Origin of the sequence: Brevibacterium luteolum (assembly GCF_025147615.1) — a bacterium.
Taxonomy (GTDB): domain Bacteria; phylum Actinomycetota; class Actinomycetes; order Actinomycetales; family Brevibacteriaceae; genus Brevibacterium; species Brevibacterium luteolum.
This window is the reverse complement of record NZ_JALXPM010000027.1, coordinates 26,048-40,890: the sequence shown is the minus strand read 5'-3', so window position 1 is coordinate 40,890 and position 14,843 is coordinate 26,048. Positions and strand designations below refer to the sequence as shown.

General features: G+C 68.6%; 16 protein-coding genes. 4 read left to right on the top strand and 12 right to left on the bottom strand.

All coding sequences use genetic code 11. From position 1 onward, the window contains the following. From M3C25_RS08340 to M3C25_RS08325, 4 genes are all read right to left on the bottom strand, one after another. On the bottom strand, positions 1 to 235 hold a 235-nt coding region (locus M3C25_RS08340), incomplete at its 3' end, for an arginine deiminase family protein (RefSeq protein ID WP_259855797.1). 1 nt (position 236) lies between these two features. Next, on the bottom strand, positions 237 to 1,160 hold the full coding sequence (pheA, locus tag M3C25_RS08335; protein WP_259855798.1) for a prephenate dehydratase: 924 nt from the start codon (positions 1,158 to 1,160) through the stop codon (positions 237 to 239). A 31-nt stretch (positions 1,161 to 1,191) separates the two neighbouring features. After that, positions 1,192 to 1,947, bottom strand: coding sequence for a glycosyltransferase family 2 protein (locus M3C25_RS08330; RefSeq protein ID WP_259855796.1), 756 nt, complete (start codon positions 1,945 to 1,947; stop codon positions 1,192 to 1,194). Positions 1,948 to 1,982: 35 nt separating this feature from the next. Further along, positions 1,983 to 2,864: a DUF5926 family protein gene (locus M3C25_RS08325; protein ID WP_165883813.1), complete on the bottom strand. Its 882-nt coding sequence runs from the start codon at positions 2,862 to 2,864 to the stop codon at positions 1,983 to 1,985. A 46-nt stretch (positions 2,865 to 2,910) separates the two neighbouring features. Between M3C25_RS08325 and M3C25_RS08320 the strand changes: the two genes are divergently transcribed. The 4 genes from M3C25_RS08320 (at position 2,911) to M3C25_RS08305 (ending at position 6,108) form a co-directional block, all read left to right on the top strand. Then, entirely contained in the window at positions 2,911 to 3,468 is a 558-nt protein-coding gene (locus M3C25_RS08320) for a GNAT family N-acetyltransferase (protein WP_259855795.1), read from the top strand. A 77-nt stretch (positions 3,469 to 3,545) separates the two neighbouring features. Next, complete coding sequence (locus tag M3C25_RS08315; protein ID WP_259855794.1) at positions 3,546 to 4,358, top strand: MerR family transcriptional regulator; 813 nt, start codon at positions 3,546 to 3,548, stop codon at positions 4,356 to 4,358. Between the two features lie 67 nt (positions 4,359 to 4,425). Further along, positions 4,426 to 4,731: an excisionase family DNA-binding protein gene (locus tag M3C25_RS08310; RefSeq protein ID WP_259855793.1), complete on the top strand. Its 306-nt coding sequence runs from the start codon at positions 4,426 to 4,428 to the stop codon at positions 4,729 to 4,731. A 123-nt stretch (positions 4,732 to 4,854) separates the two neighbouring features. Then, entirely contained in the window at positions 4,855 to 6,108 is a 1,254-nt protein-coding gene (locus M3C25_RS08305) for an MFS transporter (RefSeq protein WP_259855792.1), read from the top strand. Between the two features lie 105 nt (positions 6,109 to 6,213). Here the strand turns inward: M3C25_RS08305 and M3C25_RS08300 are convergent, their stop codons facing one another. From M3C25_RS08300 to M3C25_RS08265, 8 genes are all read right to left on the bottom strand, one after another. Beyond that, complete coding sequence (locus M3C25_RS08300) at positions 6,214 to 6,633, bottom strand: PIN domain nuclease (RefSeq protein WP_259855791.1); 420 nt, start codon at positions 6,631 to 6,633, stop codon at positions 6,214 to 6,216. Then, on the bottom strand, positions 6,624 to 6,842 hold the full coding sequence (gene vapB / locus M3C25_RS08295; RefSeq protein WP_219722646.1) for a type II toxin-antitoxin system VapB family antitoxin: 219 nt from the start codon (positions 6,840 to 6,842) through the stop codon (positions 6,624 to 6,626). Before vapB ends, M3C25_RS08300 begins: the two co-directional genes overlap by 10 nt. Positions 6,843 to 6,929: 87 nt before the next feature. After that, positions 6,930 to 8,057 (bottom strand): serine hydrolase domain-containing protein, encoded by a 1,128-nt coding sequence (locus M3C25_RS08290; protein ID WP_259855790.1) that lies wholly within the window; start codon positions 8,055 to 8,057, stop codon positions 6,930 to 6,932. Beyond that, positions 8,041 to 9,981: an ABC transporter ATP-binding protein gene (locus tag M3C25_RS08285; RefSeq protein WP_259855788.1), complete on the bottom strand. Its 1,941-nt coding sequence runs from the start codon at positions 9,979 to 9,981 to the stop codon at positions 8,041 to 8,043. The genes M3C25_RS08290 and M3C25_RS08285 overlap by 17 nt, the downstream gene beginning before the upstream one ends. Next, positions 9,978 to 10,952, bottom strand: coding sequence for an ABC transporter permease (locus M3C25_RS08280; RefSeq protein WP_259855786.1), 975 nt, complete (start codon positions 10,950 to 10,952; stop codon positions 9,978 to 9,980). The genes M3C25_RS08285 and M3C25_RS08280 overlap by 4 nt, the downstream gene beginning before the upstream one ends. Beyond that, on the bottom strand, positions 10,952 to 11,911 hold the full coding sequence (locus tag M3C25_RS08275; RefSeq protein WP_204514222.1) for an ABC transporter permease: 960 nt from the start codon (positions 11,909 to 11,911) through the stop codon (positions 10,952 to 10,954). The genes M3C25_RS08280 and M3C25_RS08275 overlap by 1 nt, the downstream gene beginning before the upstream one ends. After that, positions 11,908 to 13,494, bottom strand: coding sequence for an ABC transporter substrate-binding protein (locus tag M3C25_RS08270; RefSeq protein ID WP_259855784.1), 1,587 nt, complete (start codon positions 13,492 to 13,494; stop codon positions 11,908 to 11,910). Before M3C25_RS08270 ends, M3C25_RS08275 begins: the two co-directional genes overlap by 4 nt. Next, the gene (locus tag M3C25_RS08265) at positions 13,491 to 14,594 is read right to left on the bottom strand and encodes a TetR family transcriptional regulator (RefSeq protein WP_259855782.1); all 1,104 of its coding nucleotides are present in this window, start codon (positions 14,592 to 14,594) and stop codon (positions 13,491 to 13,493) included. Before M3C25_RS08265 ends, M3C25_RS08270 begins: the two co-directional genes overlap by 4 nt. Between the last annotated feature and the right edge of the window lie 249 nt (positions 14,595 to 14,843).

The window sequence follows — 14,843 nt, the reverse complement described above, 5'->3', positions numbered from 1 at the left end:
CGGGCACTGTGAGGCTTTCGGCGAGCAGGTCGCTGAAGAGGTGGACGGTGACTCCGGCCTCGCGCAGGGCTGTGATGAAGCCGTCGTGTTCGCTGCGGGCTACTTCGGCGAAGGGCACGTCGTCGAAGAGCAGTTCGCCCATATTGCTCGGGGTCAGCCGCTCCAGCTCGATGCCGGGCCGGTGCACGATGACCTCCCGCAGCCGCCCGGTCTCGGAGCCGACCCCCAGCGTCATCTCAGCCCCGGATCGCCGCAAGCCACTCGTGGGCGGCGGTGAAGGCCTGGGCGGTCATATCCGGGTCGACGACGACCTTCTCCCCATCAGCCGAGGGGTAGGAGCCGAGGAACTGCAGGCGGCGGGCGATCCGGTGCACGCCGGCCAGCGCCTCGGCCATCCGCGGTTCGGCCACATGCCCCTGCGCGTCGATGGAGAACTGGTAGAGGCCCAGCCCGTCGCCGGTGGGCCGGGATTCAATGCGTGAGAGGTTGACCCCGCGGGTGGAGAACTGCTCGAGCAGCTCCAGCAGCGCACCGGCCCGGTCCGAGGCGAGCGCGGCGACGAGCGTCGTCTTATCCGCCCCGGTGGGTTCGGGCAGTTCGCGTTTGGTGGAGACGAGCACGAACCGGGTGTCGGCGTCCTTGCGGTCGCCGATGTCGTCGGCGAGCACCGTGAGACCGTAGCGTTCGGCGGCCAGGGCCGGGCAGATCGCGACCTGGTAGTCGACGTCCGACTCTGCGAGGTCGCGGGCGGCGGCCGCGGTTGAGGCGGCGGGGATGTAGTGGGCGGCCGCCAGGTTCTCAGACAGCCAGGCCCGGGTCTGCGCCTCGGCGTGCGGGTGGGTGGAGAACGCGGTGACATCGGCAAGCTCGGTGCCGGGTTTGGCGGCGAGGACGAAGCGCACGCGCACGACGGTTTCGGCCACGATCTGCAGCTCATCGTGCTGGGTGAGCGCGTCGAGGGTTGCCGGCACGCCGCCTTCGAGTGAGTTCTCGATCGGCACGACCGCGCCGGTCAGCTCGCCTGCGGCCACGGCGGCCAGGGCGGCGTCGGCGCTGCGCATGGGCGTGCGGACAGCGTCCATCCGGTCGTGGGCGGTGAGCAGCTGGATGAGTGCGGCCTCGGTGAAGGTCGCCTCGGGTCCGAGGTAGCCGAAGGACAGGGTCACAGTTGTGGTCTCCTTTCGGGGCGGGTCAGCGGGTGCCGCGCCCGAGGCGGTGACGGGCTCGGCGGGCCCGGCGCACCGTGAGTGCTCGGAGCACGTCGCGGTACTGGGCGGCCCGGTGCAGCTGGGCCTTGAGGTCCTTGCCGGTCACCCGGTGGTGGAGGTCGCATTCAACCTCTGTCACGCGCAGCCCGGCGTCGAGGACGTCGATGGTCATGGCGGTCTCGACTCCCCAGCCGGCGGCGAACGGCAGGGCGGCTTCGAAGGCCTCACGGCTCAGACACCGCATGCCCGATAACGGCTGGGTGGCCTCGAAGCCGGTGAGCTCGGCGATGCCCTTCTTCGCCAGGCCGACGACGAACCCGAATCCGCCGCCGGAGCGCTTCTGCGGCGGCAGGATCGCAATCGTCATATCGGCCTCGCCGGCGAGCACCGGTGCGGTCAGAGGTGCGGTGGCGACGGCGGAGTCCTCTAAGTCGGCGTCGATGAACAGCAGCGCCCGGTGCTCTGGCTGCTGGCCGGTGGGCGCGTCGGTGATCTCGCGGTTGCGCACGGCGAATGCGCCGGTCATCATCGCTGCGGCCTTGCCGCGGTTCTTCCGGTGCACGAGCACCTGCGCCCCGGCCTGGCGGGCCAGGTTCGCGGTGTCGTCGGAGGAGCCGTCGTCGACGACGATGACGAGGTCGACACCGGGGATCTGCCGGGTGGCGGCCACGGTCGCGGCGATCCGCTCGGCTTCATCCTTGGCCGGGATGATCGCGGCAACAGCTGTGGGTGCAGACATCGGATCCTGCCTCCTGAGGTGCAGCGGGCGGTGGGTCAGCGGATGGTGAGCTGGCGGGAGACGACGCCGGCCTTGGCGCGGCGTTCGTCGTAGTCGAGACTGCCGGACTCGTTCATCGCGGCATCAAGCTTCTTGGCGAACTCGCCCAGCGGCTCTTCGACCGCGTCGGGCTGGGTGCCGTCGGGCAGCTCCCAGACGGGGATGACGATGCCGTGGGCGCGGAAGCAGCCGAGGTAGCGGCCGAGCCCGGAGACGGTGTTCTCGCCGCGGGCGTGCAGGCGGGCCAGGCCGTTCATGACGGTGTCCTCGTCCTGCTTCTGCGCCCAGCGCAGGTAGATGTGCCCGCCCATCTCGGTCCAGTATGCGGAGTCGGCGGAGACGAGCTTCTCCGTCGGGCTGATCGACTCGTTGGCCTGTTCGAGCGCACCGGCGAGGTCCTCATCGCGGTGCTCGGGGTCATCGGCGAGCCAGTAGTCGAAGGTCTCCTGCACGCTGACGGTGAAGGGAGCAGAGGTGTCGAGGATGTCCTGCAGTCGCGGGCCGGAACCGGGGTTGGCGTTGGCTTCGGCGTAGGTGCCGGGCTCGGCGTCCTTGACCTTGAGGATCGCTGCGGCGATGTCGCGGGAGGGATCCGGGGAGGCGACCGGGACCTGCATGCCGGCCATGATGACGCCGTCCTGGCGGTGCAGTGCCTGCCAGGCCGCCGGCAGCAGCGAGGCGATGACGATCTCGCCGCCGCCGTGCTCCTCGTTCAGCTTCGCGGTCGCGGTCGCGGCGGGCACGAGTTCGCGCAGGCACACGAGGTCGGCTTCGAATGGCAGGCCCTCGAAGGGGCGCTTGACGAAGCCGGCGGCCTGCTGTTTGGCCAGGCGCTTGGCGATGAGCTCTTCCTTGGACTTCTTGGACTTCTTTCCCATGCCGGTCAGTGTATCGCCCGCACCCGGTGCCGATATCGTGGGTCTCATGGCTCTCCTCCACTCCGGGCTCCACGATTCCGCCGTCGCCCAGCGCCATCTGCGCTACGCCCAGCGGCTCGTCGACGCCGGCTACAGCTTCGACCTGCTCACTGCCGATGACCACGGCCCCGCTGCCGAGGTGCTGCGGGCTGCCGAGGCGACCGGCGCCTCGGGCGCGGACTTCGCGTTCCTTCCGCAGGACTCCGGGCTCATCGCCCGGTCCGCCGATGGGCAGATCGCCGCCGTGCTCGCCGTCACCGCGGTGAGCTTCGACAACGGCCAGGCGCTGCTCATCCGGGCGCTGGCCACCGCCGAGGAGTTCCGCTCGCAGGGGCTGGCCACGGTGCTGGCGGGCATGGCCCCGCAGGTGCTCTCGGCTGCCGGGCTGCCGACCCGCTGCCTGCTCGTGGCCTCCGCTTCCGAGGCGCGGGCCACGTTCGCACACCGGGCCGGGTTCCGCGTACTCACCCCAGGCTCGGAGCTGCCGATCGACCTCGGCGGGATCGAGACAGACGTGTTCGGTGAGGTCGGCGACCGGTGCTGGTGCCTGAAGGAAGTGAAGTAGGAGGCTCGTTGGCCCGAGTGACCAGGGATGACAGCCGCGGTTGACCCTCCTGTGAGGGGAGACCGGAGACTGGACCCATGATGAAGATCGGTGAGTTCGCACAGGCGACAAGCCTCAGCGTCAAGGCGCTGCGGCACTATGACGAGACCGGGCTGCTTGTTCCGGCCGAAACCGACCCGGTTACCGGGTATCGACTCTACGCTGAGGAACAGGTGCGTGACGGGGCTGTCATCTGCCAGCTGCGGCGGGCCGGGGTTCCGCTGGCCCAGGTCCGGGCGGCGGTGGACAGCGGCGACCCGGTCGCGGTGCTGCGTGCGTATGAACAGCAGCTGGTGGCCGAGCGGGCCGTGCAGGATGCTGCGATCGCCGCCTCGCATACGATGCTCGACTGTTTCGCCCGCCCGGTGCCGGTGAGCGAGAGGCGCTGCCCGCCGCTGCCCTATGCCGGACGGATCATCCGGGTGGCCTCCGAAGCCGAGGCCGAAGCCCTCGATGACGACGTCGCTTCGACTGGGTTCGAAGAGCTCTACCGAGAGCTCACTGCTGCCGTGCACACACCGACTGGGGCGATGTGGACAGGGATGCGCGAGGGCCCGCGCGCCTCACTGGAAGTGCTGCTGTGCTGGGCGGTCGAGCAGCCGCTGCCTGCCGGCTGGGGTGGTGATCGCACGGAGGTCGGCCAGCTGCCGGAGCGCACAGAGCTGGTCGCCGAATGGGATCTGAGCGAACCGATCGACCTGCCGGAAGACACGATGCACCCGGCAGCGCTGGCCCTGTTCGATGCGATCGCTGCTCGCGGCCTGCAGGTGACCGAGCAGGCCGTGCGTCAGCAGGTGCGCTACGACCTCGATCCGCCGGTGCTCGAGCTTTCTCTGCCCGTATCAGCCTGAACCGGTCAACGGGTTCTGAGGCACAGAAGCCTGGGCGTTTCGAGCACTTCTGACGGAGAATGAGGATATGGCTGGAACAACGAAACGTGACCGATCCTCGCAGCGGCGCGACGCCGTTGTCTTCCCTGCCGAGGCGACGCTCTCCGCGACTCAAGCAGCCGACGTGCTCGGTGTCAGCCGCATGACGGTCGTGCGGCTCATCGACCGGGGCGAACTCCGTGCAGACACCAGCTCGGTGCATCCCCGCATTCCAGCATCGGAGGTGAAGCGCTACCAGACCGGATTCCGCCTCCGACAGCGCGAAGCGATGGCTGAGCTTGCCGAGGACTTCACCGCATCCATGCCTGCCGACCGGGTGATCGAAACACGGTGAGCTCGACCAAGCCGCCTCGGCCCCGACTGTGATGTCAGTCGCGACTCAGGTCCGGTTGGAATAGCCACTGGACACCGACTGTTTGCACCAGCGCCTCGCTCGCCCACTCTGACAGGAGACCGCATGCCCGCAGCTGAGCGCCGCCCGCACGGCGCCACCTCAGCCACCGCCTCGGCTGCGGCACCGACGAACCCGCGCGTCGCCAAGCTCGCCGTCTTCGCACTTGCCATCGGCGCTTTCGGCATCGGCACCGCCGAGTTCGCCACCATGGGCCTGCTGCCGCAGATCGCCGAGGGCCTTGACTCCTCGATCACCACAGCTGGGCATGCGGTGTCGCTGTATGCGCTCGGCGTCGTCGTCGGCGCACCGGTCATCACTGCGTTGGCGGCCAAGTTGGACCGCCGCTGCCTGCTGCTGAGCCTCATGGTCGTCTTCGTCATCGGCAGCGTCGGATCGACCCTGGCCCCGACGATGCACCTCATGCTCGTCTCCCGGTTCATCACCGGCCTCCCGCACGGTGCGTTCCTCGGCGTCGGCGCCGTCGTCGCCGCCACCCTGGCACCCGCGCACCGCAAGGGCACTGCAATGGCCCGGGTGATGCTGGGTCTGACGATCGCGAACATCATCGGTGTGCCCGCCGCTGCCGCACTCGGCACGGAGTTCGGGTGGCGGGTCGCCTATGCGCTCGTCGCGTTCATCGGCCTGCTGACCCTGGTGGCCGTGTTCTTCCTCGTCCCACAGACCGCGCCGGCTGCCGCACCGTCGATCCGCGGTGAGCTGCGCACCATGAAGCGCCCACAGGTGATCCTCACCCTCATCGCCGGCTCGGTGGGTTTCGGCGGCATGTTCGCCCTCTACACCTACATCGCCCCGACCCTGACCGAGCTCACCGGGCTGCCCGCCTCGGTGATCCCATGGGTGCTCGTGTGCTTCGGGGTCGGCATGACCGTCGGCACCTTCGTCGCAGGCCCGCTTGTCGATCGGTCGATCGAGCGCTCGGCTGTCATCGGGCTCGTCGGCCTGGGCATCGTGCTGCTGACCTTCGGGCTGTTCGCCCACGTGCCGGCGTTGGCGATCGGCTGCGTGTCGGTCATCGGCATCTTCAGCTCGCTGTTCGTCACTGCCCTGCAGGCCAGGCTCATGCGCGAATCCCACGACGCGCCCTCGTTGACTGCGGCGATGAACCATGCGGCATTCAACTTCGCCAACGCGCTCGGCGCGTTTGCCGGCGGCATCGTCATCGACGCCGGACTCGGCTTCCGCGCGCCAGCGCTCACCGGTGTCGGGCTGACCGTCGTCGGGCTGGTCGTCACGACGATCGCGATCACCACCTACCGCCAGTCACGCGCCCGTCAGGTCATCGACGTCGAGGGGTGAGCAGCGACGGCCGCTCACGGTGGCCAGGTTGTTCGCACGCGTGTGCCGCGTGCCGCTGCTTTCTGGCGTCGGAGACGAGGGGCCCCAGGCTCAAGTCCATCGCCGTCAACGCAGCGTGAACGTCTCCACTGGCTGTCCTGTCATCTCTGCGATCAGGTCGAAGTCCTTGTCCACGGCCAGCACAGTCAGGCCCAGCTTCTCGGCAGTTGCGGCGATGAGAAGTTCTGGGATGGACGGCGCACGATGCTGGCCACGGTCTGCCAGCAGCATCTGCACCCCCCAGGCACGATCCTCCATCGCAGGCGTCAGGTACTCGATCGGCATCAGCGACAGCGGAGGCTCTGCGAAGATCATTCGCCCGGCTTCCCCGGCACGCACCGAGAAACCGACCTCGAGCCGGGTGATCGTCGATATCCGGACGAGACCGCGCTCGATCCGCGCGTTCCAGATCCCAGAATCTGACGCCTGCCCCAGCTGCAGCCGCACGAACGCGGACGTGTCGATGAGCCAGCTCATCATCGCCATGCGTCGGCCATGATGTCGGGGTCGGCGAGGTCGGCAAGAACCTCGGCCGACCGCTTCCAGTGCTCGTCAGTGAGTTTGACCGCCGGCCGGGAGTCATCGCCCTCAAGCCTGCGCCGGAGGTATTCATTGCGCGAAAGGCCCAGCTCTTCAGCACTCCTGTCGATTCGAGCGACAGCCTCATCGCTGAGTCCACGAATCAGCACATTCATCACAGCACCTCCTTGACGTCTGGTGACATCATGATGTCACCGAGCTGCTGCACGGTCAGAGACTCGGAAGCCGGAGACCCCGACGGCTCAGCCGGTCACCTCCGCGTACAGCGCTGCGAGCAGATCCTTGACCCGGGTGTCGACATCCTCTGACTGCATCTCATTGGTGAGGAACGAGAACGCGATCCCATGCTCGGGCCAGGCGCCGTGCAGTCCCCCGCCGGCCCCGGAGTGCCCGAAGGCCGCCTCGACCGGCCCGTAGGTGCCGATCGGGTCGGCGAGTTCGAACCCAAGGCCGAAGCGCAGCGGCCGGTCGTTGATCGCATCGATCCCCTCCGACCAGGTGCGGGTGAACACCTCACGCGTCTGCCGGGAGAGGATTGCGCCGTCTGCCAGCAGCAGCGCGTAGAACCGCGCCATCGACTCCGCTGTCGCGATGCCACCGCCGGCGGCCTGCTGGGCGGCATGGAAGGCGCGGGTGTTGAACGGGCTGTCCCCGGAAAGCAGCAGCCCGGCGTACATCCGGTCGACGATCGCCCGGCGCTCGGGGTCGTCATCGAGGAACGTCGAGACCCGATAGCCGGCCGCCTGGTGGATCGGCGCAACCCGGTCCTCCAGCTCCGCAGGCAGCCCGAGGTGGATGTCGAGGCCGCGCGGGCCGGCGATGCGTTCGGCGATGAGCTCGCCGACATCAGCGCCGGTGACCCGCCACACGAGCTCGGAGAGCAGATAGCCATAGGTGATCGCATGGTAGGCGACCTTGGTGCCTGGTGACCACAAAGGCTGCTGGGCTGCGAGCCGGCTGGCCATGAGCCGGTTGTCGTACTGCTCGCCGGGCCCGGCCGGATCCGGGTCGACATAGGGCAGCCCGACCGTGTGATTCAAAAGCTGGCACACCGGCACTTCGTCCTTGCCGGCAGCCGCGAACTCCGGCCAGTACCGGGCGACGGGTGCCTCGACGTCGATGAGCCCGTCATCGACGAGCATCCCGACGACGGCTGCGGCCAGGCCCTTCGTCCCGGAGAACAGCACAGCCATCGTCTCCGGCGTCCACACCTCGGGCGCAGCAGCCCCGCCACGGCAGGTGTGCCCGCCGGCCAGGCTGCAGATGAGCTCGCCGTCGCGGCACACGGCGAACGCCATGCCGCCGCCGCTTGCGCGCACGTGCCGGTCGAAGACCTCGGCGAGGGAGCCGGTCTCAGAGGCTGGGGACATTGGTCAGCAACTCCTGTGTGTACGTGTGCTGCGGGTTCTCCAGCACCATATCGACCGGGCCGTCATCGACGATCCGGCCGCCGTTGAGCACCGCCACGCGGGAGGCGATGTGGCGGGCAAGGGCGATGTTGTGGGTGACGAAGAGCATCGCCAGACCGCGTTCGTCCTGCAGGGTGCGCAGCAGCGAGATGATGCTGGCCTGCACGGACACATCGAGGGCAGAGGTGATCTCATCGCAGATGAGGACGCTGGGCATGTTCACCAGGGCGCGGGCGATCGCCGCACGCTGCCGCTCACCACCCGACAGGTCACCCGGGCGCCGGTCGTGGAACTGGCGGCCGAGCCGCACCGCATCGAGGGCGTCCTTGACCTGCTCGCGGCGTTGGGCGGCACTGAGCCCACCGGCCATCTCCAGGGGCACGGCCAGCGATTCGCCGATCGTGCGCCGGGGATTGAGTGAGGAGAACGGCGACTGGAAGATGTACTGGATGTCGGTGCGCTGGCCGATGCTGCGCTGCCGCGTCGAACGCGCGATCGTCTCGCCACGGTAGATGACATCGCCGGTGTAGCCGTCGTTGAGGCCTGCGATCGAGCGCGCCAACGTCGTCTTGCCGGAACCGGATTCACCCAGCAGGAGGGTGCACTCCCCGGCCTGCAGGTCGAGGTCGATCGATTTGAGGATCGTCTTCGGCCCGTAGCTCAGGCCCAATCCGCGCACCTGCAGCACCGCATCGAGCGCCGGCGCCGTCGGCTGCGGCTCGCCCACCTGGTTTGCCGTCGTCGCCCCGCCCGTACCCGAGGTGCCTGTCGCTGGGCTCGCGGTACCGGCGGTGCCGGACTCTGGGCTCGCGGTGCCGGTTTCCGAGCCCGAGGCGGTGGCCGCCTCGGCGGCGGGGCTTGCGTGGGTGGCATCGGTGGTGAGCAGGTGGGTCTTCTGGCTCTTCTCAGCGTCCTTGGCTCTGGCTTCGGCGGCGGCCTTCTCGTGCTCTGGCACGTCAGCGCGTTCGAAGTCGCCGATCCGGTTGCGTCCGGCCAGATCCGGCACGGCAGCCAGCAGCGTCTTCGTGTAGTCGTGCTGGGGGCGTTCGAGCACATCGGCGCATGAGCCGTGTTCGACGATGCGCCCGCGCAGCATCACCGCGATTCGGTCGGCGATCTCTGCCACGACGGCGAGGTCGTGGGTGATGTAGAGGCCGGCCACCTTGTTGCGCACGGTCATCTCGCGGATGGTGTCCAGCACCTGCGCCTGGGTGGCGACGTCGAGGCCGGTGGTCGGTTCGTCGAGGACGAGCACATCGGGATACATCGCAAAGGCCATCGCAATCCCGATGCGCTGCTGCTGCCCGCCTGAGAGCTGGTGCGGCCAGCGCCGCTGGTAGGCCTCGTCATCGGGCAGGCCGACCTCGCGCAGCACCTGACGGACCCGCTCGGTGCGCTCCTCGGCGGAGGACCCGAAGCCGTGGATGTCGAGGACCTCGCTGATCTGCTCGCCGACCCGCATGCCGGGGTTGAGGGAGAGCGCCGGGTCCTGCGGAATATAGGAAACGCGGGCCCCGCGCAATTGGCGCAGCGTGGCATCGGGCAGGGCGGTCATCTCCGCCGGTTCATCGGCGTCGGAGGGATAGAGCCACACCGTGCCGCCGGCATGCATGAGCCCGGTGCGGAAGTGCCCGAGCACCGCCAGCCCGACGGTCGTCTTGCCGGAGCCGGATTCGCCGACCAGCGCAAGGATCTCCGAGGGTTTGAGGTCGAGGTCGACATCGGAGATGACGTCGGCTCCCGAGGCGGTGGCGGTGATGCGCAGATCGTCGATCTCCAGGACGTTGCCGCCCTCCTGTGCCCGAGTATGCCAGGCTGAGGAGCGGCGCGCAGACGGGCTGACCGTGGCGATGCTGCCGGTGGAAGTCGTGTCGAAGCTGGTCATTGCTCACCTACGTTCGATGACGCCGAGGCCCGTGCGATCGAGTCGGCGATGAGGTTCGTGCCGATGGTCAGCAGTGCGATCGCTGCCACCGGCAGAAGCACACCCCAGGGCTGGATGGACAGTGCGATGCGGTTCTCGTTGATCATCAGGCCCCAGTCGGCGGTCGGCGGCTGCATGCCCAGACCCAGGAAGGACAGCGAAGCGATCGCACCGATCGAATATGTCAGGCGCAGGCCGGCCTCAACGGCCATCGGGCCGGTGATGTTGGGCATGATCTCGCGGGTCAGCAGCCGCAGACGCGGCATCGCGTACATTTCGGCCGCCCGGATGTAGTCCTCGTTGATGACCCCGAGAGTGGCCGAGCGGGCCACGCGGGCGATGCGCGGGGCGTGGGTGATGCCGATGACGGTGATGAGCACCCAGCCCCGAGGCCCGAGCACGGTGATCGCCAGCAGCGCGAAGACGAGCTGCGGAATCGCCAGCAGCACATCGTTGCTGCGCATGATGAGCGAGTCGAGCCAGCCGCCGGTGTAGGCTGCGGTCATCCCGAAGAGCACGCCGAGCACCAGGCCGATGAGGGTGGCGAGCAGCGCGTAGAGGAGGAGCGTCTGGCCGCCGCCGATGAACCGGGTGAAGACATCGCGTCCGAGGTTGTCGGATCCGGCGATCCCGTCGGGCTGGAAGGGGCGGGCGACGAATTCCGTCGTCGTGTATCCCGTCGCCCAGGGCACGAAGAGCGGGCCGAGGAAGGCCAGCAGCACGACTGCGGCGGTGATGATGACGCCGATCTTCGCCTGCTTCTGCGCCCAGAACCGGGTGAGCACGGTGTTGCGCTGGCCGGTGTGGGCGTCCTTGGTCGCCAGGCTCGGGGCCGCCGAGGCAGTGGTCGTCGGGTCGAGGTCGGCGCGCTGTTCGACGGCGGAGCTGTCGCGGTCGGCCGCGCCGGTGTGCGGAGGCGGGGTGGTGGTCATCAGGCGTCACCTCCGGTGCGCAGCTTGGGGTTGGTGAGGATGCCGACGATGTCGGCGAGCAGGTTGACGATGACGTAGATGAGGGCGACGATCATCGTCACCGCCTGCACGACCTGCACATCGCGGTAGTCGACGGCGTCGATGAGCGCCTGCCCGAGCCCGGGGAAGCGGAAGAGGAACTCGACGACGACGACACCGCCGGCCATCCAGGCCAGCTGGATGGCGATCACCTGTGCAACCGGGCCGATCGCGTGCGGCAGAGCGTGCCGGAAGATGACGCGGCGTTCGGGCACCCCTTTGAGGCGGGCCATCTCGACGTAGCCGGAGTCGAGGACTTCGAGCATCGTCGCGCGCATCATGCGCGCGATGTAGGGAGTGACGACGAGGACGAGCACCGCAATCGGCAGGATGAGCTGGCTGGGGAAGTCCCACACCTGGCTGCCTGGCGGCCGCATCGTCACCGCCGGCAGGATGGTGAAGACGGTCGTGGAGAAGAACGCGACGAGCGCGATGCCGACGACGAACTCCGGCAGCGCGGCAAGCACGAGGGACAGGCCGGTGACGGTGTTGTCGACGGCCTTGCCGCGGCGCAGTGCGGAGACGATGCCGAGGATGACACCGGCCGGGATGCTGATGAGCGCAGCGGCGACCATGAGCAGCACCGAGGAGCCGACCCGGTCGCTCAGCAGCTGACTGACCGGCTGGCCGGTGGCCACCGACGTGCCGAGATCGCCGACGAACAGCCCTCCCAGCCACAGGAAGTAGCGGGTCAGCGGCGGCTCGTTGAGATTCATCTGCTCGTTGATCGCAGCAATCCGCTCCGGGGTGGCCTGCTGGCCGAGGATCGCGCGGGCCGGGTCCCCGGGCAGCAGCACGGTGGCGAAGAAGATGATGAGGGAGACGGCAAGCAGGATGACGATGCTGATCGCCAGCCGTTGGAGGATGAGTCTGACGATCATGCGACGTCTCCGATCCACACGCGGTGCAGGTTGAAGCCGGAGAGCGGCAGGCCGGTGGCGTTCTCGACGATGCCGCCGAGGTACGACTGGTAGGCGTCGACCTGGTTGGCGAAGCCCCAGATGATGAGGCCGCCGCGGTCATAGAGGATCCGCTGGGCCTGCTCGACGAGTGCGCTGCGCTTGGCGGTGTCGGTCTCCCGCCGGGCGGCGGCGATGACCTCCTTGAACTCCTCGTCGTCCCAGTGCGTTTCGTTGAACGGCGCATCGGGCATGGTGCCGGAGTTCGTCTGTCCGAGGAAGTTGCGGGTGTACCAGAACGACTGCGAGAACGGATAGTTGAGATAGTCACCCCAGTACGAGGTCAGGTCCATCCGCTTGATGTTGATGGTGATGCCAGCCTCGCTGGCCTGCTCGGCGAACACCTGTGCGGCTTCGACGACGCCGGCCTGGATCGGCGCGGTGACGAGCTCGACCTCGAGCCCGTCGGGATGGCCGGCCTCGGCGAGCAGCCGTTTGGCTCCCTCGATGTCCTGCTGGCGCTGCGGGAACTCCGGGTAGGCGGGGTCGTAGGGCGAGTACATGTCGTTGGCGACGCGGCCGAAGCCGGAGAGCACCTGCTCGACCATCTCCTCGCGGTCGATCGCCAGCCGGAAGGCCTGCCGGACGCGTTCGTCGTCGAAGGGCTCGACGTCGACGCGCATGGTGAACGGCAGCCACATGCCGGTCTCGGAGTTGAGCACCTGCATGCGCGCATCGGCGCTGATGACTTCGGCCAATGCCGCCGGGATCTGGGCCACGGCGTCGACCTGGGTGGACAGCAGCGCATTGATGAGTGCATCTGTGTCGTTGAAGTTCAGCAGCTGCACCTCGTCGAGGTACGGCCCTTCGTCGCCCCAGTAGTGAGGGTTGGCGCGCAGGATCGTCGACTGTGCCGGTGTGAAGCTCTCGAGCATGAATGGCCCGGTGCCCACAGGATTCTGCGGGTCGAAGTCGGCGGGCACGATGATGTTCGCGTACTGGCTGAGGGTGTCGTCGAGCGCGGCATCGGGGGTGCTGAGGTGGATCTCGACGGTATGGTCGTCGATCTCGCGCACTTCTTCGACGGCAGCCAGGGAGGCGGCGCCGTTCTTCGGATCGTCGGGGTCGACGATGCGTTCGATGCTGGCGCGCACATCGGCAGGCGTCAGCGGCCGGCCGTCGGAGAAGGTCACGCCCTCGCGCAGGCGCACCGTCCACACAGTCGCATCGTCGTTGGGGGTGACCTCGGTGGCGAGCATCGGCACGAGGTTGTAGTCGTCGTCGCGGGTAAGCAGCGAGTCGTACATGTTGACCGCCCGGGCAACGTCGCCGAGGTTGGTGGCGACAGCGCCGTCGAGGGTGTCGGCAGCGCCGCCGCCGACGAAGCCGAGCCGCATCGTCCCGCCCTTCTTCGGCGGCCCTGTGACCTCAGCGGCCGGCCCGACGGCCGGCTGGGTGCCGGTGGCGCAGCCGGCGAGCATGAGGCCCATGCCCATGCCGGCGCCGCCGAGAACCGCCCGCCTGGTCAGCCCCCGCGGCGGTGCGGGTGGGGGTGGTGCTGTCATGATGCGGGCTCTCCTTTCGTCCTCGCCGCCCGCGCCGAAGGAGCGGGCGCGGTGTGCGCGTCGCTTTCCAGCAGGCCGGGAGTCAGGATGGTGTCGGTGAGGTAGCGGTCGATGAGCGTGTGCGGGTTGTCGACGGCTCCGGCGAGGGCGCGCAGCACGAGCCCATCGAGGAAGATCGTCAGCTGGCCGGCCGCCTCGGCTGGGCTGGTGAGGTCGAAGGCACCGTCGCGCTGGCCGGCGGCCAGGCAGGCGGTGAGGATCGCGTCCCAGTCAGCGGCAAGCCCGGCCGCCTGGTTGCGGGAGCCGGCGCCCACGGCGATCTCGGCGTAGTTCTGCAGCCAGATCGACCAGTCGCCGGCCAAGGGGGTGGCCGCGTCGGCGTCGGTGATGCGCGCCGCGAAACCGCGTGGGATCTTCATCTCGATGAGTGACTGCAGCAGTGCGCGGTGCTCGGCTGGTGCGCAGGCGGCCGGGGCGCGGGCCTGCAGGAGGGCGGCGCGCTCGCTGGCCAGCCGCTGGGCGGAGTGCTGGAGGGCTGCGTCGAAGACCTCTCTCTTGGAGGAGTGGTAGTAGTGCAGGCCGGCTGCGCTGATCCCGGCTTGGCGGGCGATGTCGATCATCCGCACCCGGTGGTAGCCCCATTCGGAGAACAGCTGCCAGGCCGCCTCAGCGATCCTGGCGCGCATCCGCTGCGCTTTCGCTCCGCCCGGCCGGCTTGACTCGACTGCGCTGTCCACCGGGCCCGAGGCGGTGGCTGGGCTGGGTGCCCGCGTCTCCGAGGCGGCGGGGGCGCTGGCCCGCTGTGCGGCGGGCGCGTCCGCGCCAGGTGTGCTGGCGACGGTCGGTTCGACTCCGGCGGCGCTGGTGGTCACTCCCCTGCTGAGCCAGTCGAGGGAGACACCGGTGAGCTCAGCAATGGCCGAAAGCTCCTCAATGCGGAAACGCCGGGCACCGGAGAGCGACTTCGACAGCTTCGTCTTGTCCAGACCGATGTGCCGGGCCGCCTCGACCTGGCTGAACTCACTGTCGCGCAGGGCGCGCGCAACACGTGCAGCCACCGATGCGGTGGCCGCCGAGGCAGGCAGTGTCGCGGCAGTCATGGCCTTACCGTACAGTGAAGTTGCGAGAATCGCTACGTTGCCGGTCGCCAACCGGTTTGAAACCTGGGTCACAGCGCATCCGCGGCAGCCACACTGACCCCACCGCGCACCTCCGGGCAGCAGCCCGTCTGATTGCCCGGCAATCACGCTGTATCCACTCCCCCGCGCCCACTCCATGACCGGATGCCGAGAGGCTGTTGACGCGCACCGCCGAGCAGGTAAAGTTAGTAAACAATCGTTCAGCAAGTA

Bases quoted from the DNA above. Each gene is read 5' to 3' on its own strand.
- M3C25_RS08290 (WP_259855790.1), bottom strand. From the start codon at position 8,057: ATGTCCCCAGCCTCTGAGACCGGCTCCCTCGCCGAGGTCTTCGACCGG.
- M3C25_RS08310 (WP_259855793.1), top strand. From the start codon at position 4,426: ATGGCTGGAACAACGAAACGTGACCGATCCTCGCAGCGGCGCGACGCC.
- vapB (WP_219722646.1), bottom strand. From the start codon at position 6,842: ATGAATGTGCTGATTCGTGGACTCAGCGATGAGGCTGTCGCTCGAATC.
- M3C25_RS08320 (WP_259855795.1), top strand. From the start codon at position 2,911: ATGGCTCTCCTCCACTCCGGGCTCCACGATTCCGCCGTCGCCCAGCGC.
- M3C25_RS08305 (WP_259855792.1), top strand. From the start codon at position 4,855: ATGCCCGCAGCTGAGCGCCGCCCGCACGGCGCCACCTCAGCCACCGCC.
- M3C25_RS08275 (WP_204514222.1), bottom strand. From the start codon at position 11,911: ATGATCGTCAGACTCATCCTCCAACGGCTGGCGATCAGCATCGTCATC.
- M3C25_RS08315 (WP_259855794.1), top strand. From the start codon at position 3,546: ATGATGAAGATCGGTGAGTTCGCACAGGCGACAAGCCTCAGCGTCAAG.
- M3C25_RS08265 (WP_259855782.1), bottom strand. From the start codon at position 14,594: ATGACTGCCGCGACACTGCCTGCCTCGGCGGCCACCGCATCGGTGGCT.
- M3C25_RS08280 (WP_259855786.1), bottom strand. From the start codon at position 10,952: ATGACCACCACCCCGCCTCCGCACACCGGCGCGGCCGACCGCGACAGC.
- M3C25_RS08270 (WP_259855784.1), bottom strand. From the start codon at position 13,494: ATGACAGCACCACCCCCACCCGCACCGCCGCGGGGGCTGACCAGGCGG.
- M3C25_RS08300 (WP_259855791.1), bottom strand. From the start codon at position 6,633: ATGGCGATGATGAGCTGGCTCATCGACACGTCCGCGTTCGTGCGGCTG.
- M3C25_RS08330 (WP_259855796.1), bottom strand. From the start codon at position 1,947: ATGTCTGCACCCACAGCTGTTGCCGCGATCATCCCGGCCAAGGATGAA.
- M3C25_RS08325 (WP_165883813.1), bottom strand. From the start codon at position 2,864: ATGGGAAAGAAGTCCAAGAAGTCCAAGGAAGAGCTCATCGCCAAGCGC.
- M3C25_RS08285 (WP_259855788.1), bottom strand. From the start codon at position 9,981: ATGACCAGCTTCGACACGACTTCCACCGGCAGCATCGCCACGGTCAGC.